The sequence below is a fragment of the Pseudomonas sp. LAMO17WK12:I5 genome (assembly GCF_900215165.1).
GTDB classification, from domain to species: Bacteria; Pseudomonadota; Gammaproteobacteria; order Pseudomonadales; family Pseudomonadaceae; genus Aquipseudomonas; species Aquipseudomonas putida_A.
Map to the genome: position 1 here is coordinate 133,606 of NZ_OBDS01000007.1, position 18,185 is coordinate 151,790.

Genomic DNA, 18,185 nt, shown 5'->3' on the forward strand with positions numbered 1-18,185 from the left:
TCACGCGCCTCCGAAACAGATCAGTCGATCGGCGTCCTGCACCGCGTCGTGCAACTGGCCGAGGCCAGACAATTCCCACGGCGCGCTGACCGCGACGGCATCACGCTGGTAGCGTTTGGCTTCTTCGTCATTCAGCACGCCACGGCGCAGGGCGGCGGCGATACACACCACACCGTCCAGTTGCTGCTCGCTGATGAACGCGCGCCATTGTTTGGGCAGGTCCAGTTCGTCCTGCGGGGTGACCACCGCGTCGGAGGCGTTGTAGACGCCGTCCTGATAAAAAAACAGCCGGACAATCTCATGCCCGCCGGCCAGCGCAGCCTGCGCAAACAGCAGGGCACGGCGCGAGGAGGGCGCATGGGCGGCGGAAAACAGCGCAATGGCGAACTTCATGACGGACTCGATCAGCAAAACTGCGGCCATGATAAAGCTTTATGACGGCAGCCGCGAAACCAAGTGAAGCACATGCCCTCTGTGGGAGCGGGCTTGCTCGCGAAGGCGTTGGGTCATTCGACACATCTTTGACTGATGCACCGCTTTCGCGAGCAAGCCCGCTCCCACAGGATCGTATTTCAGCGCGGCATATAGCCCAGTTGCCAACGCCGCGGAATGCTCAGGGACAGCACGCCCAGCACCGCCGCCAGCAAGCCGCTGGCGAACAATGCCCGAAGTCCGAAATGATGTTCCAGCACTGCGCCGAGTATCGCGCCGATGAACATCCCGCTCCACGGCACCAGTTGCACCCGCCAGCCATTACGCCGCTCGCCGAGCATCCAGCGCCCCAGTCCACGGCCGAACCGCGACAGCGCTCCGGTCACGTATGTCAGGCCCACCGGCAGGCCATTCACTTCCTCGACCGCCGCGTTGAGCATGCCCATCGCGATGATCGCCGCCAGCAACGCCGGCAGTTGCGTGTCATACGGCCAGGCCGCCGCCAGACAGAGCAGGGTGGCGATGCACAGCAACAAGGGCAATGTGCGCCGGCCACCGAGGCGCCCGATCACGATCCCCAAGGCATTACCGATCACGAAGGTGACGACGAGGATGATCAGGCGCAAAGTCAGTCCGAGGTCGCCGTCACTGATCGCCACCGCCAGCCGCGTGGTGTTGCCGCTCATGAACGAAACGAAATCGCCGCTGGCCATGAAGCCGATCGCGTCGGTCATGCCCGCCAGCACTGACAGGCTGGCCACCAGCGCCAGACCGATGCGCCCGCGCCATTTCTGCCGATGCAGATGCCCGGAAGTGGCGCGGTGAGTCGAAGTGGAGGGCAGCATCGGCGACGATATCCTTCAGCGGCGGTTACGGTTCCAGCCCATACAATTCGCAGTAATCTTCCCAGCGCATGTGGGCCATTTCCGCTACCTCGCGATGCACCTCCATGCGCTGGGCCTGATAGTCCTCGGGCGTTGCGGCCGTCAGGAGCAAGGTCAGTTCCCAGGCGAACAGGCCTTGATTCTCCGCTTCGGCCTCGAAGGCTTCGTGCAGGCGTTCTTCACGATACTGCGCAGCGGTTTCACCCTTGGCCTGGGCCAGCAGCGGATTGAGATGATCGAGGGTTTCGCGCAATTCGGGGCGCGCGTCGAGAAACAATTTCAGGGCTTGTTCATGTCGCTGGTCGGTGGGCGCCATGTGTGTTCCTTGTGAGGCTGATGACCCTAGGGTGCCGGAGCGGCTGCCGCATGTCGCGCTATAAATGCAGTAAAGCAGAACGATTTTGCCTGTTGCGGTGATACAGTCCGCTTTTTTCTGAATGAGCGAATGCAATGCGAATTCTGATGGTAGCGCTGGCCGCGACCCTGCTGGCTGGCTGCGCGGGTTCGGTGATGGACGATTCTCGCACCAAAGCCCCGTACAAGGTTCTGACCTCGGACAAGCCGGAGAAAGTTGTCGCTCAGTGCGTACAGTTCGGCTGGCAGGACGAAGCAGTGTTTGGCGTGGACGCCGGAGCGTATCTGCAACCGGGCAAGAAGGGTGGCTCGACGGTGTACACCCGTTCCGCAGAGTCATTTGTCGACGTGACCAGCGATGCGTCGGGAACCGTGCTCAACTACTACGCGCAGAAGGACGATTTTGTTGCCAAGCGCCGGTTGGCGGCGTTGGCGACCTGCCTCTGATCATGCGTTGAAGCGGCTGCCGTTATCGCCAGCAGGCTCGCTCCCACTTTTGAAATGCATTCCATTGTGGGAGCGAGCCTGCTCGCGAAGGGCCCTTGAGGTTCAACCCTTCAAGCGCTTCTGGAAATAGTGCCTGCTATGCCCCGGCGGGTAATCAACGATCTCGCCAAACTGGCTGAATCCCAGCTTCTCGTAGAACGCCGGCGCCTGAAAGTCGAAGGTGTCCAGCCAGATGCCGAGGCAGTTCTTCTCCTTGGCCAGATTTTCCGCCATGGCCATCAGTTCCGAGCCGATGCGTTGCCCGCGACCCTGTTCCGGGACGCACAGCAACTCGATGTACATCCACTGGAAGATCACCCGGCCGTACAAACCGCCGAGAATCGCGTCGTGTTCATCGCGCACCAGCAGGGCGAAAGGTTCAGATGTGGAACCACCGGTCCGGGCGTCGTTATACGCAATCAAAGGCTCGAGAATGGCTTTGCGCTGTTCTTCCGTAGGGTTCTGCGACAGCTCGATTCGCAACGTCATGTGCAACTTCCTTGTGAGATGAACCGCCAGCCTATCCTGCCCGGGGAGCGTCTTCCAAGTCCTTCCTCATCCCTTTGGAACCGCCGCTGTCGCGCCGGGGTCTAGCTTTTACAGCGTCATTCCGAACGCGGTTGATGAGGATCCCCCATGAATATTTTCGAAGCCCTTCGCGAAAGCCACGACCGCCAGCGCAGTTACGCCAAAGCCCTGGTCGAAACCAGCGGCGACACCCCGGAGCGGGTTGAAGCCTATAAACAGCTGAAAGCCGAGCTGCAGGCCCACGAAACCGCCGAAGAGCGCCACTTCTACATCCCGCTGATGGAGTTCGACAACGGTGTTGACCTCAGTCGCCACGCCATCTCCGAGCATCATGAAATGGACGAGATGATGGAAGAGCTGGACGAGACCGAGATGTCCAGCCCGGCGTGGCTGGCAACGGCGAAGAAGCTCTCCGACAAAGTCCATCACCATCTCAAGGAAGAAGAGCAGAAGTTCTTCCAGATGGCCGGCAAATTGCTCGATGACAAGCAAAAGGAACAACTCGCTGGCCAGTACGAAAAGGAGTACCAGGCGCAACTGCCATGAGTACTGAATGCCAGTTTTTGCAGTGTCGGCGTGTAGGCCTTTGGCCATGCGTTGGGTGGGTCTTGTCGTAATGGGCTGTATATTCATCCAGTGTTTTCGGCGTTTTTGACTTGAGACGCCGATTGACTGCGACAAAACCGCCGATGGACAAAAAAACCACCTCCGTTAGCTTGAAGGCCTCTCCTCGGACAGGAGAGTTCTTAAATCAACGGAGTGAAAAACATGAATCAACCACAAGCTCAAACCCAACTGCGACACGGTCGCGTCACCTCTCCAGCCAGCCGCGGTGCGGTAGCCATCGAGCAAGGATTGCTCGGTGCCTGGCAGGTCAACGAAATGGAAGGCGGCAAGAACTTCCCGGCGCTGACGGCAGGACCTTTTCCTGCTCCCTATGGCAGCGACAGTGACAGTGTCACGCCGCCCGCCGACGGTTACATCCTCAGCGGTGGCAAGACCGATGCCCGTGACTGCGTGAACTTCACCGACGAGGAGATGAGCAAAAAGCTCAATCGTCCGTTCAGCTGGCCACTGCTCAGTGTGACCCCGGGCCAGACGCTGGAAGTGAAGTGGGAATACACCGCGCCACACACCACCCGTGGTTATCGCTGGCTGATCACCAAGGATGGCTGGGATCCGAAACAGCGTATTTCCCGTGCACAACTCGAAGCGCAGCCTTTCGCCGAAGACTTCTACACTCAAGTGCCGTATTACAGCTATCCGGGGGAATTGAAGGCCAAGGTCAATCATTCGGTGAAATTGCCGGCCACCAAAAAGGGCCGTCACGTCATCGTGCTGATGTGGATCGTCGCCAACACCGGCAACGCGTTCTATCAGGCGTTCGACGTCGACTTCAAATAACGGCGTTACGCTCAACTCACAGGTTCTGAAGGATTAGAACATGTCAAATATCGACTTCACGCTAGTGCAAAACCAGGCGGCCGACGCGGCCTCGCTGATGCCGAGCATCGCCGGCAAAAAAATACTCATGGGCTTCTGGCACAACTGGCCGGCGGGTCCAAGTGACGGCTATCGTCAGGGCCGCTTCGCCGAAATCGCTCTGGAAGCGGTGCCCAAGGAGTACAACGTGGTCGCGGTGGCGTTCATGAAGGGCAGCGGGATTCCAACCTTCAAGCCGTACAACGTCTCCGATGCCGAGTTCCGGCGTCAGGTCGGCGTGCTCAACAGCCAGGGGCGGGCGGTGCTCTTGTCCCTGGGTGGCGCCGATGCGCACATCGAGTTGCGGACCGGACAGGAACAACCACTGGCCAATGAGATTATCCGTCTGGTGGAAACCTACGGCTTCGATGGCCTGGACATCGATCTTGAACAGAGCGCGATTGATTTCGCCGCCAACAAGACCGTGCTGCCGGCCGCGCTGAAACTGGTCAAGGATCACTACGCAGGCCAGGGCAAGCACTTCATCATCAGCATGGCCCCGGAGTTTCCGTACCTGACCACCAATGGCAAATACGTCGGTTACCTGCAGGCACTTGAAGGCTATTACGACTTCATCGCGCCGCAGTTCTACAACCAGGGCGGCGACGGGGTCTGGGTACCGGAAGCCAATAATGGTAATGGTGCGTGGATCGCGCAGAACAACGATGCGCTGAAAGAGGACTTCCTCTACTACCTGACCGAAAGTCTGGTGACCGGTACCCGGGGCTTCACCAAAATCCCGGCGGACAAATTCGTCATCGGCCTGCCGGCCAACGTCGATGCGGCTGCCACCGGTTACGTGATCGACAGCACCGCCGTCGGCAATGCGCTCAAACGTCTGGCGATCAAAGGGCTGCCGATCAAGGGCCTGATGACCTGGTCGGTAAACTGGGACAACGGCGTCAGCAAGGATCGCGTGCCGTATGGCTGGGAATTCAGTCGGCGTTATGGACCGCTGATTCACGGAGCGAAAACAGCGGCACAGGAAACGGATGACACGTTGTCGCGTGTCGCCCGTTAGCAGCAATTAAAGAGCCCGGTAGCGCTGCCGGGCTTTTTTGCGTGGGCCAGGCAAACAATGCCCGGATGTGAGTCATAGCGGAGCGGGTTGTTTATCCGATCGGGACGCGCTCGATACATTGAATGACTTGACGAGATCCAGCAAGCAGGCAGCCGCCTGATTGATCTGCGCATCGGTAAGCGCCGCGTAGCCAATCAGCACGCCAGGTTTGACCGCGTGACTGCTGGTGAATGCGGATACCGGTTGCAGGCAAAGATTGAAGAGGGCAGCCCGTGCGCAGAATTCTCTTTCATCAATGTCTGCGGGTAACCAGAGCACAAAATGTAATCCGGATTGCTCGCCGGAAATCTGCAGATCAGGGTTTTCTCGCAGCTTTGAGATCAGCAAATCGCGTCGATGTTGATACGTCTGTCGCGAGATGCGCAAATGCCGTACATATTTTCCGGTGCAGAGAAACTGGTTGAGTGCGAGCTGACCCAGTATGCCGGGCGTCTGGCCGGTGTCTTCGATGAGGTTGATGACTTTCTTCTGTAAATGTTTGGGAATGACCATGAAGCCCAGACGAAAGTTGCTGAACAGGGTTTTATTGAAGCTGCCGCAGAAAATCACCCGGTCGTTTGTATCTATTGATTTGATGGCGGGCAGGGGAGCACTGCCATAGTTGTACTCGCTGTCGTAGTCGTCCTCGATGATGATCGCATTGGCTGCGGTCGCCGAGGCCAGCAGGGCCTTGCGGCGTGCCATGCTCATGCAGACACCCAAAGGAGCCTGGTGAGAGGGCGTGACATAAATGGCCTGAACCGGACTGGCGGGTGACAGCGCTTCAACGATCAGACCTGCATCGTCCACTGGAATATCGATGATTGTGTTGCCGGAACAATTGAATATCCGCCGGGCCCAGTAATAGCCGGGATCTTCCATGGCAACGACGGCCTCTTTTCCCAATACCCGGCTGATAAGGTCGAGACAGTGCCTGATGCCGTGGGTAATCACGATGTCCTGAGGTGCGCAGTCAATTCCCCGGTAGATCTGGATATGGTCGCAAATGGACTTGCGCAAGTTCTCGTCACCGCCGAGTGACGAGGCCGATACTGCGGTGGCGAGGTCTTTGGCGGAAGGTGTGCATAACGACTTTACATCTTTTTCTTCGAGCAATCCCGGATCGGCCAGTCTGGCAATAAACGGTACATACGGCTGTAAATAAGTAATGGGAGCAGGTGAATCGGATGACCGGTGAGTATCAAGTTCGACTTGCAGTTCCTTAGTTCTGGCGGCGGCGATCAGATTATCCGGCAATGTTGCGCAGACTATCGAGCCGGCACCTCGCTTGCGAATGATGAAACCTTCTTCGCGCAATTGATCGAAAACAGTTTCCAGGGTCCCTCGGGAAACTCCCCATCTTTGCGCAAGCGTACGCGTGGAGGGCAGCGCTTCGCCGGATTGGAGCCGACCGGAACTGATCAGGTGTTCAAGGAAACGGCACAGAAGCTGATGTTTGGTGGACAGCGAATGTTCGGTCAATTCGAACGGCAAGACTAGGTCGAGGCCAACTGGCCGCTTACCTCTGGTCATAGTGGTACACACCAAAATCCATTTAATGGATCTTCATCTTAGCGCGGCATACAAATACGCTCAACGCCGCTCAAGCTAACGCGTTGAGGGGTGGCGCGCGAGTCATTGGGGTCAAGAGAAACTGGATTGGTATAGGGATATCGTCGGCAATGACTGCTTTTGAAAAACTGTCAACACTCAATAAGACTAATCATCGCGAGCCGCAACTAAAGATTGCGATAGTCGGAGGGGGTGCAACAGCGATTAGTGTAATTGATGCGTTGCAGCGCGACGTTAAGCTGAAAAATATGGATGTTGCAATTACTCTCTATGAGCCTGACAAGAAAATAGGTCCAGGTCGCGCTTATCAAAACGATGGTGATTATGGATTGATTAATCGCCAGGCCCGATTCATGTCCGTGAAAAGTGACGATCCCCGGCACTTTGTAGGATGGGTCACTCATAAATATGGAAGTGCACTGGCGCAACTTGATTTCTTGCCCCGTCACTATTTTGGTGAGTACCTGTCCGATTGTTTTGCCGAGCAAGTGGCGCTGGCGCGCGACCTCAAGCGGCCGATTCGGGTGATCGGGCAAAAGGTCACCAGCCTGACAATGCACGATGACAAAGCGGTCGTCGGTGTCGAAAACGGGCCGCAACAAGTGTTCGACCGGGTGATTCTGTGCATCGGTACCGCTGAACCGGCGGATATCTTCTCGTTGGCCTGTTCCCAGAATTACATCGGCAATCCGTATCCGATGTGGACCAAGTTTTCCGCGATTGGCGGCGACGATCAGGTGGCGATCATTGGTTCCAGCCTCTCTGCTGTCGATGCAGTCCTGGCCCTGAATGCCCAGGGACACCGCGGCAAGATCGTCATGCTGTCGCGCAATGCGCTGCTGCCAGCGGTGCGCATGCCGCATCACGACTTCACTTACAAGGTCATCACCCGCGAACGTATCGAAGAGCTGCGTGATGAAGCGGGGATGATCTCGTGGTCGAAATGGCTTGGCCTGATCACCTTCGAACTGACAGCCCAAGGCGTGGATCTGGAGAAGCTCAAGGCTGAACTGGCGCCAGGTCAACTGCCGTTCGAGCGGCTGGAGCGCCATCTTCAAGCATCGGCCCGTGGCGAAAAGTGGCTGTCCATCCTGATTGATATTGCCAACGACTACGTCGAGCTGGCCTGGGACAGCCTGAGTGCGGGCGATCGCAGTTATTACATGGCCAACTATCACTCGATTTTCATGAGCCTGTGCAACCCGATGCCTCCGGCAACGGCCAACAAGTTGCGCAACATGCTCGAATCCGGACACCTCGTGATTCGTCCTGGCCTGAAGGGCGTGGAACTGAGTCCCGGTGGCGGTTTCGTCCTGAATTACCAGGCAGGCGCCTGTCATGCCGACTGGGTCATCAACGCCACTCGATCTGAAACCGGTGGTGTCGGGCAGACCGGTACCGAGCTGGTGTCTTCGATGGTCAACAATGGCGTCGCTCAGCACCATCCGTTTGGTGGACTGCACGTGTCATTCGGCTCGCACAAGGTCATCGACCGCAGTGGCAAGGCCAGCGACGCTATTTATGCCTTGGGCCAACTGGCTGCCGGTAACCATTACTACACTAGTTCACTGGCCATGATCACACGTCAGATCGACCGGGTTCTGCCGCATTTGCTGACGACTGATCAATACCTCAAGGAGCTTTCTGCGTGAAATCCAGCCGCCCCGGAATCCTGTTACCTGCAGCGTTATTGACGGCTGTAATCGTGCCGCAGCTCGGACTCGGCCTGATGACGCCTACGGTTGCAAAACTGGCGGAGGAGTTTCGAGTCCCCCATGAGGCGATTCAGGAAACGTTTGTTGTTTACATGATCGGGTATGCGTTGTCCGTGGTATTGGCGGGGATTCTTGCCGATCGTATCGGAGCCCGTCGCGTACAGATTTCGGGGTTGCTGATTTGTGCTGCCGGGTGCCTGCTTGCAGCGTTCTCGGACTCCTTTTACCTGTTTGCGGTTGCGCGTTTCATGCAGGCCCTCGGAGGGTGTGTAGGGACCGTAACCACCAGGCTGATCGTGAAATCCGATTATCCGGAAAGCAAACGCCTGCGAATTCTCACCACCCTTGCCTCGGCGATAGCGCTCACGCCGTGTATCGCACCGTTGCTCGGCGGCATGTTGTTACCTTCGCTGGGATGGCGCTGGATGATGGGCGGCGTGGGGATGTTCAATCTCGCGGCATTGGTGCTTTTCTGGCAGGTCGACACCTCCCCGGGGGCATCGGATTCGACGGGGCGCAGCATCATTGCCGTTTATGCCGCCAACTTCAGAAATGCGGATTATCTGGCTTATGCCGCCGGCATCAGTCTGGTGTGGATGAGTTACTTCGTGTTCCTGTCCTGTTCGACTTATGCGTTGCAGACGGAACTGGGCATGTCTAGCCTGGGTTACGGCGCGGTGATCTCCCTGTGCGCCGTCGGTTATGTGATTGGCAGTACGTTGGCGCGAGCATTGAGCGCCAGGTGGGCGTTGAACGAGATCCTGCTGCTTGGAAGCAGGGTAGGCATGGCCGGGTGCATGTTGCTGGGCATTCTGCTGTCGGTGTTTGGCAGTGTGCTGCCGGCGCTGCTGATTCCGATGGTGCTCATTCTGTTGTCGGTCGGGATGGTGATTCCCGCGACTCAGGCCGGGCTATTGAAGAGTGTCAGTCGCGATATCGGTATTTCCTCCGGGCAGTTTTTCTTTTTCCAGATGGCGGCGGGGGCCGGTTACGGTTTGCTGGTCAGTTCCTTTTCCGAACTGGGCGTTCGTGGCCTGGCACTGTTTATCGCCATTCCGATGGTCGTGTTGTTCGTTTTCCTGAATATGTCGCGGGCACTGTCGAAGTCCCCGGAAGAACAGTTGAAGGCAGTCTCTCGGACCTGAGTTTGCTGTTGCTGCGACCCTGATAAAAAAAACAAGGATGTGTAGTCGTGCAGTATCTGAAATCGCTGAAGTTGAACAGTGTGTGTTATGACATTCGTGGCCCGGCACTGGAGCAGGCCAGAAAGATGGAGGAGGACGGCCAGCGCATTCTCAAGTTGAATATCGGCAATCCCGCGCCCTTCGGTTTCGAGGCGCCCGACGAGATACTCCAGGATGTGATCCGTAATTTGCCGACGGCGCAAGGTTACAGTGACTCCAAAGGCTTGTTCAGCGCCCGCAAAGCTGTCATGCAGTACTGTCAGCAGAAGCAGATCGAGGGCGTCGGCGTCGACGATATCTACCTGGGCAATGGTGTCTCCGAGCTCATTGTGATGTCACTGCAGGCGCTGCTGAACAACCGCGATGAAGTGCTGGTGCCTGCTCCGGATTATCCGTTGTGGACCGCCGCGGTGAGTCTTGCCGGGGGCAATGCGGTGCACTACAGGTGCGACGAGCAGCAGGACTGGTGGCCGGACCTCGATGACATACGGGCCAAAATCACCCCCAACACCCGAGCGCTGGTGATCATCAACCCCAACAATCCCACCGGTGCGGTGTATCCGCGAGACGTGCTGCTGGGAATGCTGGAGATCGCGCGCCAGCACAATCTGGTGGTGTTCTCCGACGAGATCTACGACAAGATTCTCTACGACGAGGCGGTGCACATCAGCACCGCCTCGCTGGCGCCGGACCTGCTGTGCCTGACGTTCAACGGGTTGTCCAAGTCGTACCGGGTGGCCGGGTTCCGCTCCGGCTGGCTAGTGATTTCCGGGCCGAAGCAGCATGCCGCCGGCTACATCGAAGGCATCGACATGCTGGCGAACATGCGCCTGTGCGCCAACGTTCCGGCCCAGCATGCGATCCAGACCGCGCTGGGGGGTTACCAGAGTATCAATGACCTGGTCTTGCCTCAGGGGCGTCTGCTCGAGCAGCGTAACCGGGTGCATGAACTGCTCAACGCTATTCCCGGCGTCAGTTGCGTCAAGCCGATGGGCGCGCTGTACGCGTTTCCAAGGATCGATCCGAAAATTTGCCCGATCAAGGATGACGAAAAGTTTGTCCTCGAACTGCTGATGTCGGAAAGGCTGCTGGTGGTTCAGGGAACCGCGTTCAACTGGCCCGCACCCGACCATTTTCGCGTGGTCACGTTGCCGGCATTGCCGGACATCGAAGACGCCATGGCGCGGATTCATCGATTCATCAGCAGCAGGTCAGTCAACAACCTGAGCGTTCGTCGAGTGGCGAATAACGCCCGGGACCTGTGGCCGGTCTTCTGATTCCAGACGCAGATCAAGTAAGCAAGTTGTCATGCCTGACGTAAGTTCGTGGCAGGTGTGACAGCGCAAAGTGCCAGACGGCTGGATGCCACACTCGGCCATCTCTCTAAGTTGTGCAGCATAAAGGAATGAGTATGCGGAACTTTGATGCGCAGGTTTCTTATCGGGTCATGCTTTCTCAGGATGAGGTTAATCATCATGGGGCCGATTGGGAGAAAGAGGCCTTGAATGAACTGCAAGAGCGACTTGGAGCAGGGTCCGACTTTCCCTGCATCTTTTCCAAGAATGCATTCAAGAAGTCTTCGATCAAGTTTGTATTTGTCGACACTTTGGATGCTCAAGGGCTGGCGAAACTGGCTGAAGGGTTAAAAGAGTATGTAACGCTTTCCAGAACATGGAGTGGTTCAATCGAAGACGCTTATCCGCTCATCGTGTTCTTTTCAACCGATGCGATATCGGCGAGTACCGCGCAGGAGTATCAGGCCGCCGGGTGGGGCGTGCTGCAGAGCCTGCACTGGCTGGATGAAAGCCCGTGGCCGGACAGCGTCGATGTCGACCCGGAGTCACCGTTCTGGTCGATGTGCTTCGCGGGAATGCAACTGTTTGTGAATATGAGTTCTCCCGCACACAAACTTCGCAAGAGCAGAAACCTCGGGTCGAGATTTGCGCTGGTGATTAATCCGCGTGAACGCTTCGATGTATTTGCCGGCGATACCGTGGGCGGACGTAATGTTCGCGCCAATATTCGCAAACGCATCCTTAAATATGATTCGGTGCCCCACGCCTTGCAATTGGGCGGCTTCGGCTCTGACGCCAAAGAGTGGTGGCAATACGGTTTGATTGAAGAAAATGCAGAGCGCACGGATGTTTGCCCGTTCAAACATTACAGCCATGAAAATAAAGAGGAAGCCTGATGTTCAAGTTGATTGTATCCAACGGCAGAGTGGCAGACCGCACGGCATTTACCCGTATCGGCGCGTTGAAGGCCGCGTCGGCACTTGAAGCAAAGTACGGTGTAGCGCCGCTGTATATCGGTGACGGCAGCTGCGAGCCGGCGGCCGATGACTGGACAGTCAGTCTGCCGGCAGGACGTGAGCAGATCGATTCGCTGCACCGCGCCGTGGCCTGTGCGGTAGAGGAGCAGCAACTCACAGTGGTCATCAACGGCACCTGCCCGGCCAGCCTGGGCAGCGTACCTGCGGTGGCCAGACATTACCCGGACCTTTGCCTGGTATGGGTCGATGCCCATGGTGACTTCAATATTCCGACGACCACTGACACGGGCTACCTGGGCGGGATGGTGGTGTCGGCATTATGTGGCCTCTGGGACAGCGGCTGTGGCGCGGGCGTGCGTGCGGAGAACGTCATTCTGGTCGGCGCGCGCGACATCGACGGGCAAGAGCAGCGTCTGCTGAGCGCCAATAATGTGCGCACGCTTTCCCCGCAGCAGGCAACTGCCGAAGCGGTGCGCAGCGCTATCGGCCAATCGAAGGTCTGGGTGCACATCGATTGGGACTCTCTTGAGCCTGGCTACGTGCCCGCCGATTACGCAGTGCCTGACGGTCTGCTGCCGCAACAGCTCGCGGCGATCCTGGGAGCGATTCCGCTGGAGCAGATTGTCGGTCTGGAAATCGCCGAGTTCAATGCATCCTGCGATGCGGCGACGGCACAGCGTGCAACCCAGTGCATCATCGATATCGTTGACCCGCTCCTGTCCAAAGCGTGTCTTGAGGCGAGTGTGTGCCATGCATAAACCGGCTGCTGCTGCCAGGCTGCGTTTCAGCAAGATGCACGGTGCGGGCAACGACATGATCATTCTCGATCTGCGTGATGCGCAGGATCCGTCGCGCGAATTGTGCAAGTACCTGGCTAACCGCCATAAAGGTATCGGCGCCGATATGGTCCTGGGCGTCAAGGCTGCGCGCAATCCATCGTCCGTGGCCTCGTTCGACATTTGGACGGCGCAGGGTGAGTCCTCCCGGCAATGCGGCAACGGTGCGCGGTGTGTCGCCGCATGGCTGGTTCGGGCAGGCCTGACGGAGGCGTCCGAGTTCACCCTCGACAGTCCTTCCGGTACCCACCGGGTTCGGGTCATGGAGGACGGCAACTATCAGATCAGCATGGGCGCGCCGAATTTCTCGCCCGCCGCCATCCCGGTGTTCGGCTTCGACCAAGCGCAGTCGGCTTATCAACTGGAACTCGCCGGGCAACACCTGGAGTGTTCGGCAGTATCGATGGGCAACCCGCATGCGGTGATCGAAGCCGAACGTGATCAGTATGAGATTCCAGCTGTCGGCAATGCCCTGCAAAACTCCGGGTATTTCTCCCCTGACGTCAACGTCGGGTTTGTACAGCTGCAATCGCGCAACAGGATAAAACTCAAGGTCTACGAATTCGGCGCTGGCGAAACGCTGGCCTGCGGCAGCGGTGCCTGCGCGGCGGTCGCGGTGCTGGCGCGGGCCGGGCGGGTCGACCGCTTGGTCGATGTCGAACTGCCCGGCGGAACCCTTGAAGTGACATGGGAGAGTGACTTGTCCGCGATGTACCTCTCCGGCCCTGCTGAATTCGTATTTGATGGAGAACTCGCTCATGCCGTTGTATGAAAGCATTCTGGACACGATCGGCCGTACGCCAATCGTCAAGCTGCAAAGGCTCGCCCCGGAACACGTCAGCATTTATGTGAAGGTCGAGTCGTTCAACCCCGGTGGGTCGGTCAAGGACCGGCTGGCGCTGGCGGTGGTACTCGACGCCGAAGCCAGAGGCCTGTTGAAGCCTGGCGATACGATCGCCGAATGCACCTCCGGCAACGTTGGCATTGCGTTGGCGATGGTTGCTGCGGCGCGCGGCTATAACTTTGTGGCGATCATGTCCGACAGTTACTCGATCGAACGGCGCAAGCTGATTCGTGCCTATGGCGGCAAGGTTCTGCTGTTTCCTGCTCACCTGGGCAGCAGCGGCGGCAACCAGATTGCCGATGAACTGGCGCAGAAGTTTGGCTGGTTCAGATCGCGACAATTCGATAACCCGGCCAACCCTTCCTATCACCGCGAAACCACCGCCACCGAAATCCTCGGTGATTTCGCCGGTAAACGCCTGGACTACTTTGTCACCGGTTTCGGCACCAGCGGCACGCTGACCGGCGTTGGCCAGATGCTGCGAGTCGCGCGACCTGCGGTGCAGATCGTTGCCGCAGAACCGGAAAATGCTGCGTTGCTGTCGGGCGGCACCTGGGGCGTGCACCAGATCCAGGGACTCGCGCCCAACTTCACGCCGACCATCATGGACAAGACCGTCATCGATAAAGTCCTGACCGTGAACGAGTACGAGGCGCGCGACACTTCGCAGCGCCTGGCCAGGGAAGAGGGGATCTTCGTCGGCATTTCTTCGGGCGCTTCGGTCGCCGCAGCGTTGAAGGTTGCCGAGACCGCAGCGGCCGGTTCGGTGCTGCTGGCCATGTTGCCGGATACCGGTGAACGTTATCTCTCGACGTTCCTGATGGACGGCATCGCCGAAGGTTCCGACGATGACTGGTTGCAGTCGCTCGAGCCGTAACAGGCAACCGGTTACTTGGCGAAGCAGGCGCTCTAAGGGATTAGCATCATGGTGGAAACTCTTCCGGCAGCAGATTACATCGAGTTCGCGCGCCCGTTTCCAATGCATCGTGGAGGTGTACTGGAAGATTTCAGGCTGACGTATGAGACGTTCGGGCAACTGAATGATCGTCGCGACAACATCGTCCTAGTGCTGCCCGGCATGTCCGCCAACAGCCACGTCTGCAGTGTCGCCCGCGATCCTGAGGCGGGCTGGTGGGAGGACTTTGCCGGTTCAGGCAAGCCGATCGATACAGACCGCTGGTATGTGATCTGTTTCAACTATCTGGGGGGGGGCAAGGGCTCGACGGGGCCGCTGTCCACCGAGCGGGCGAGTGGCAGGCCTTACCAGTCGCGCTTTCCCGAGCTGAGCATCGAAGACATCGTCGACACGATCGTCATGGCCGTGAAAGCGCTGGGCATGGCGCAAGTGACCTGCCTGATCGGCGCTTCGATGGGTGGCATGTGTGCGCTGGCCCTGTTGACCCGGCATCCGGGGTTTGTCCGGCATCACATCAACCTGTGCGGCGCGGCCAGTTCGCTTCCCGTGTCCACGGCCTTGCGTTCATTGCAGCGGGAAGCCATCCGCAGTGATCCGCTATGGGCCGGTGGCGAGTATTCGCCGGATGCGCGCCCGATCCATGGCATGACGCTGGCCCGCAAGATCGGCCTGTTGAGTTATCGCTCCGGCGCGCAATTGAATCGCCGTTTCAGCCGCAGCGATCAGGCGGCGGGGAAATCCGCCGGCATGACCCACGACTTTGAAGTCGAGGATTATCTGCAGGCCAATGCCTGGCGATTCGCACGGGATTTCGACCCTAACAGTTATCTGCAGCTAAGCCGCGCGATTGATCTTTATGCCTGTCTGACGCCGCCGCAGGGCGGTTTTCAGACTGCCGGGCTGGAGCAGGTTCTGGTGGTCGGCGTCGAGAGCGACACGCTGTTTCCTGTTGCGCAACAGCAGCACATCGCTCAAGGGCTCGAGCAGGATGGTGCCGAGGTGACCTTTGTCCGGCTCGATTGCCCGGACGGCCACGACGCCTTTCTGACCGATCTGCGGGCGTTCGGGCCGCTGCTGGAACATTTCATGAATCGTATTGGTTCCGTCCTTCCTGCGGGCAGGGCGGAGCGTTGTCTGGAGTTGCACGATGAACGATTTTGACAAGGTTGCATTGGTGACCGGTGCCAACCGTGGCATCGGTTTCGAGGTGGCGCGACAACTGGCCGCCGAGGGCGTGACGGTGGTGCTCAGTGGCAGGAATTATCAGGCTGTCGCTCAGGCGGCCGATGAGCTGACCGGCATGGGCTTGAAGGCGTTCCCGTGCCTGCTGGATGTCACGGATGAAGACAGCATCGCCTCGGCGGTCAAATTGCTGGAGGCGAAGTTTGGTCGACTGGATATCCTGATCAATAACGCCGCGATCCGTATCGAATCCTACGGGTTGAACCCTTCGCAACAACCACTTCAACAGTGGCGCCAGACGTTTGAAACCAACCTGTTCGGCATGGTCGCGGTGACCCAACATTGTCTGCCGCTGATTCGCCAGTCTGCGGCCGGACGCATCGTCAACGTATCCAGTCTGCTGGCATCGCTCACCACCCATACGGACGTCGATTCCTACGCCTATTCACCGATGTTCAAATCCTTGCCGGGCTACAGCGCCAGTAAAAGCGGGGTGAATTCGTGGACGGTTCATCTGGCTTACGAGCTTCGCGAGACGCCCGTCAAGGTCAATGCCGTGCACCCCGGTTACACCAAAACCGGCATGAATGACGGCGCCGGTGATCTCGATGTGCAGGAAGGCGCGCGGACCAGTGTCGCTCTGGCATTGATTGGTGCCGATGGCCCCACGGGCACTTACCGCCATCAGGACCGCGTGATTCCCTGGTGAGTCGTCGCTGTTTTTCTGCTTCCAACTGTTCAGTAGAAAGGATTCTTCATGATTAAGCTTGCACTCATCACCGATAAGCCGAACCTGCACATTGACTACGACATGCCGCCATTGCTTGAAGCCTGCAAGCAACTGTCGATCAACGCCGATGTGTGCTTCTGGGACGATCCGTCAGTCGATTGGGCGGCGTATACCGCCGTATTGATCCGTTCACCGTGGGACTGCATTGAAAGCCTCGACGAATTCTTTGCCTGGTGCGACAAGGTGCATGCACTGACCTGCCTGTTGAATGTGCCGTCCGTGGCCCGGTGGGGCTTGAACAAGTTGTACCTGAAGGACATTGCTGCGCGCGGTGTGCCGATTATTCCCAGTGTGTTCCTGGCGCCCGACGATGCCCCCGAGGGTTATCTGAATGACTTCCTCGACGCGAACACCGACAGCCACGAATTTGTCGTCAAACCGACGATTGGCTCGTATTCGCGCGGAGTGAAACGGTTTGTCCGCGGCGGTTCCGAGGCCGCGCTGGCGCACATTCGCGCGCTGCAAAAGCGCGGTTCGCATGTGATCATCCAGCCGTACATCACCACCATCGACACTTACGGCGAGACCGACCTGACCTTCTTCGATAACACCTTCAGCCATTCCATCCGCAAGGGCGCCATGCTCATGGCGGACGGTACGGTGAACGTGCCGACCCCCGAGTTTCGCCAGCCGCGCGAGGCGGATGCCGAGGAGCAGGCGGTGGCGCTATCGGCGCTGGTGGCTTCTGCCGAGGTGCTCGGGCTTGAGCTGCCGTTGCTCTACGGCCGGGTCGACGTGATCCGCGACTATGACGGTCGGCCAATGATCATGGAAATGGAGATCTGCGAGCCTTCGCTTAACCTGCCGTTTCGCGCCGACAGTGCGATGAACCTGATCAAAGGTGTGCTCAAGCGCATCGACCGGCACCTGGTCGATCTCTGACACCATCCGCGAACACCAGTAAACAGGCCCGACAGCATTGCCGGGCTTTTTTTGTGCGCGCGATTATTCGACTATGGGCGTTTTCCGATGGCACAAGGAACAGGCGTCATGACCAAGACAGCCGAGCGGGTCAACATTGTCGATACTCAGGTGTTGTCCCACGACTGGTATCTGTTGCAGAAAATCACCTTCGACTATCTACGCAACAACGGTGACTGGCAGCGGCAGACTCGCGAAGTCTACGACCGTGGCAATGGCGCGGCGATTCTGTTGTTCAACCGCGAAAAGCGCACGGTGGTGCTGACCCGCCAATTTCGCTTGCCGGTGTTCGTCAATGGCCACGACGGTTTGTTGATCGAAGTGGCGGCGGGGCTGCTGGAAGGTGCGGCGCCGGAACAGCGGATCCGCGACGAGGCCGAAGAGGAAACCGGTTACCGCGTGCATGAGGTGAAGAAGGTCTTCGAGGCCTACATGAGCCCCGGCTCGGTGACCGAGAAGCTGCACTTTTTTATCGCCGAATACGACGCGAAGTCGAAGGTCAGCGAGGGCGGCGGCCTGGAAGAGGAAACCGAAGAACTGGAAGTGCTCGAATGGGGCTTCGATGAAGCACTGGCTGCATTTCACCGTGGCGAGATCTGCGATGCCAAGACCATCATGCTGTTGCAGTATGCGGCTATGAATAACCTGTTTGTCCGATAAAGCAAAGATCGCAGCCTGCGGCAGCTCCTACAGGGAACGCATTCTCATGTAGGAGCTGCCGCAGGCT

Annotated in this window: 18 protein-coding genes and 2 pseudogenes; 15 read left to right on the forward strand and 5 right to left on the reverse strand. The window is 58.3% G+C overall.

The annotated features are described in order from the left end of the window. The 3 genes from tusD to CRO59_RS13870 all read right to left on the reverse strand — a co-directional run bounded on the left by tusD (position 1) and on the right by CRO59_RS13870 (position 1,632). Positions 1-393, reverse strand: a complete 393-nt coding sequence (gene tusD, locus CRO59_RS13860) for a sulfurtransferase complex subunit TusD (RefSeq protein ID WP_027614682.1) — start codon at positions 391-393, stop codon at positions 1-3. A 179-nt stretch (positions 394-572) separates the two neighbouring features. After that, positions 573-1,277, reverse strand: a complete 705-nt coding sequence (locus CRO59_RS13865; protein ID WP_027614683.1) for a YoaK family protein — start codon at positions 1,275-1,277, stop codon at positions 573-575. Between the two features lie 25 nt (positions 1,278-1,302). Beyond that, positions 1,303-1,632 (reverse strand): DUF6388 family protein, encoded by a 330-nt coding sequence (locus CRO59_RS13870; RefSeq protein ID WP_027614684.1) that lies wholly within the window; start codon positions 1,630-1,632, stop codon positions 1,303-1,305. A gap of 134 nt (positions 1,633-1,766) precedes the next feature. Between CRO59_RS13870 and CRO59_RS13880 the strand changes: the two genes are divergently transcribed. Further along, positions 1,767-2,117, forward strand: a complete 351-nt coding sequence (locus CRO59_RS13880) for a hypothetical protein (RefSeq protein ID WP_097088098.1) — start codon at positions 1,767-1,769, stop codon at positions 2,115-2,117. 102 nt (positions 2,118-2,219) lie between these two features. Here the strand turns inward: CRO59_RS13880 and CRO59_RS13885 are convergent, their stop codons facing one another. Continuing rightward, positions 2,220-2,645 carry a GNAT family N-acetyltransferase gene (locus tag CRO59_RS13885; protein WP_027614686.1) on the reverse strand — a complete coding sequence of 142 codons (426 nt, stop codon included), beginning with the start codon at positions 2,643-2,645 and terminating at the stop codon, positions 2,220-2,222. 147 nt (positions 2,646-2,792) lie between these two features. Between CRO59_RS13885 and CRO59_RS13890 the strand changes: the two genes are divergently transcribed. The 3 genes and pseudogenes from CRO59_RS13890 to CRO59_RS13900 form a co-directional block, all read left to right on the forward strand. Continuing rightward, complete coding sequence (locus CRO59_RS13890) at positions 2,793-3,230, forward strand: hemerythrin domain-containing protein (RefSeq protein WP_027614687.1); 438 nt, start codon at positions 2,793-2,795, stop codon at positions 3,228-3,230. 222 nt (positions 3,231-3,452) lie between these two features. Further along, on the forward strand, positions 3,453-4,088 hold the full coding sequence (locus CRO59_RS13895; protein ID WP_027614688.1) for a lytic polysaccharide monooxygenase auxiliary activity family 9 protein: 636 nt from the start codon (positions 3,453-3,455) through the stop codon (positions 4,086-4,088). A gap of 40 nt (positions 4,089-4,128) precedes the next feature. After that, positions 4,129-5,151 (forward strand): annotated as a pseudogene (locus tag CRO59_RS13900) (chitinase); the annotation flags it as partial. Between the two features lie 108 nt (positions 5,152-5,259). On the opposite strand, the gene CRO59_RS13905 reads toward CRO59_RS13900, so the two are convergent. Continuing rightward, positions 5,260-6,720, reverse strand: a complete 1,461-nt coding sequence (locus tag CRO59_RS13905) for a PLP-dependent aminotransferase family protein (RefSeq protein ID WP_159988118.1) — start codon at positions 6,718-6,720, stop codon at positions 5,260-5,262. 188 nt (positions 6,721-6,908) lie between these two features. Here CRO59_RS13905 and CRO59_RS13910 point away from each other — a divergent pair, with 188 nt between their 5' ends. The 11 genes and pseudogenes from CRO59_RS13910 (at position 6,909) to CRO59_RS13960 (ending at position 18,118) form a co-directional block, all read left to right on the forward strand. Further along, complete coding sequence (locus tag CRO59_RS13910; RefSeq protein WP_081730309.1) at positions 6,909-8,450, forward strand: FAD/NAD(P)-binding protein; 1,542 nt, start codon at positions 6,909-6,911, stop codon at positions 8,448-8,450. Next, positions 8,447-9,658, forward strand: coding sequence for an MFS transporter (locus CRO59_RS13915; RefSeq protein ID WP_097088093.1), 1,212 nt, complete (start codon positions 8,447-8,449; stop codon positions 9,656-9,658). Before CRO59_RS13910 ends, CRO59_RS13915 begins: the two co-directional genes overlap by 4 nt. Positions 9,659-9,705: 47 nt before the next feature. Beyond that, a pseudogene (locus tag CRO59_RS13920) lies at positions 9,706-10,899 on the forward strand (pyridoxal phosphate-dependent aminotransferase); the annotation flags it as partial. A gap of 209 nt (positions 10,900-11,108) precedes the next feature. Beyond that, on the forward strand, positions 11,109-11,888 hold the full coding sequence (locus CRO59_RS13925; RefSeq protein WP_097088089.1) for a YqcI/YcgG family protein: 780 nt from the start codon (positions 11,109-11,111) through the stop codon (positions 11,886-11,888). Next, the gene (locus tag CRO59_RS13930; protein WP_049827968.1) at positions 11,888-12,727 is read left to right on the forward strand and encodes an arginase family protein; all 840 of its coding nucleotides are present in this window, start codon (positions 11,888-11,890) and stop codon (positions 12,725-12,727) included. The genes CRO59_RS13925 and CRO59_RS13930 overlap by 1 nt, the downstream gene beginning before the upstream one ends. Then, the gene (gene dapF, locus CRO59_RS13935; protein WP_177409000.1) at positions 12,720-13,577 is read left to right on the forward strand and encodes a diaminopimelate epimerase; all 858 of its coding nucleotides are present in this window, start codon (positions 12,720-12,722) and stop codon (positions 13,575-13,577) included. Before CRO59_RS13930 ends, dapF begins: the two co-directional genes overlap by 8 nt. Continuing rightward, positions 13,564-14,526, forward strand: coding sequence for a cysteine synthase A (gene cysK / locus CRO59_RS13940; protein WP_027614693.1), 963 nt, complete (start codon positions 13,564-13,566; stop codon positions 14,524-14,526). Before dapF ends, cysK begins: the two co-directional genes overlap by 14 nt. A gap of 48 nt (positions 14,527-14,574) precedes the next feature. Further along, on the forward strand, positions 14,575-15,726 hold the full coding sequence (locus CRO59_RS13945) for a homoserine O-acetyltransferase (protein ID WP_097088087.1): 1,152 nt from the start codon (positions 14,575-14,577) through the stop codon (positions 15,724-15,726). Continuing rightward, positions 15,713-16,456, forward strand: coding sequence for an SDR family oxidoreductase (locus CRO59_RS13950; RefSeq protein ID WP_097088085.1), 744 nt, complete (start codon positions 15,713-15,715; stop codon positions 16,454-16,456). Before CRO59_RS13945 ends, CRO59_RS13950 begins: the two co-directional genes overlap by 14 nt. Before the next feature lie 48 nt (positions 16,457-16,504). After that, positions 16,505-17,419, forward strand: a complete 915-nt coding sequence (locus CRO59_RS13955; RefSeq protein ID WP_097088083.1) for a RimK family alpha-L-glutamate ligase — start codon at positions 16,505-16,507, stop codon at positions 17,417-17,419. 108 nt (positions 17,420-17,527) lie between these two features. Continuing rightward, positions 17,528-18,118, forward strand: coding sequence for an NUDIX domain-containing protein (locus CRO59_RS13960; protein WP_097088081.1), 591 nt, complete (start codon positions 17,528-17,530; stop codon positions 18,116-18,118). Positions 18,119-18,185 lie beyond the last annotated feature (67 nt).

Bases quoted from the DNA above. Each gene is read 5' to 3' on its own strand.
- tusD (WP_027614682.1), bottom strand. From the start codon at position 393: ATGAAGTTCGCCATTGCGCTGTTTTCCGCCGCCCATGCGCCCTCCTCG.
- CRO59_RS13865 (WP_027614683.1), bottom strand. From the start codon at position 1,277: ATGCTGCCCTCCACTTCGACTCACCGCGCCACTTCCGGGCATCTGCAT.
- CRO59_RS13870 (WP_027614684.1), bottom strand. From the start codon at position 1,632: ATGGCGCCCACCGACCAGCGACATGAACAAGCCCTGAAATTGTTTCTC.
- CRO59_RS13880 (WP_097088098.1), top strand. From the start codon at position 1,767: ATGCGAATTCTGATGGTAGCGCTGGCCGCGACCCTGCTGGCTGGCTGC.
- CRO59_RS13885 (WP_027614686.1), bottom strand. From the start codon at position 2,645: ATGACGTTGCGAATCGAGCTGTCGCAGAACCCTACGGAAGAACAGCGC.
- CRO59_RS13890 (WP_027614687.1), top strand. From the start codon at position 2,793: ATGAATATTTTCGAAGCCCTTCGCGAAAGCCACGACCGCCAGCGCAGT.
- CRO59_RS13895 (WP_027614688.1), top strand. From the start codon at position 3,453: ATGAATCAACCACAAGCTCAAACCCAACTGCGACACGGTCGCGTCACC.
- CRO59_RS13910 (WP_081730309.1), top strand. From the start codon at position 6,909: ATGACTGCTTTTGAAAAACTGTCAACACTCAATAAGACTAATCATCGC.
- CRO59_RS13925 (WP_097088089.1), top strand. From the start codon at position 11,109: ATGCGGAACTTTGATGCGCAGGTTTCTTATCGGGTCATGCTTTCTCAG.
- CRO59_RS13930 (WP_049827968.1), top strand. From the start codon at position 11,888: ATGTTCAAGTTGATTGTATCCAACGGCAGAGTGGCAGACCGCACGGCA.
- dapF (WP_177409000.1), top strand. From the start codon at position 12,720: ATGCATAAACCGGCTGCTGCTGCCAGGCTGCGTTTCAGCAAGATGCAC.
- cysK (WP_027614693.1), top strand. From the start codon at position 13,564: ATGCCGTTGTATGAAAGCATTCTGGACACGATCGGCCGTACGCCAATC.
- CRO59_RS13945 (WP_097088087.1), top strand. From the start codon at position 14,575: ATGGTGGAAACTCTTCCGGCAGCAGATTACATCGAGTTCGCGCGCCCG.
- CRO59_RS13950 (WP_097088085.1), top strand. From the start codon at position 15,713: ATGAACGATTTTGACAAGGTTGCATTGGTGACCGGTGCCAACCGTGGC.
- CRO59_RS13955 (WP_097088083.1), top strand. From the start codon at position 16,505: ATGATTAAGCTTGCACTCATCACCGATAAGCCGAACCTGCACATTGAC.
- CRO59_RS13960 (WP_097088081.1), top strand. From the start codon at position 17,528: ATGACCAAGACAGCCGAGCGGGTCAACATTGTCGATACTCAGGTGTTG.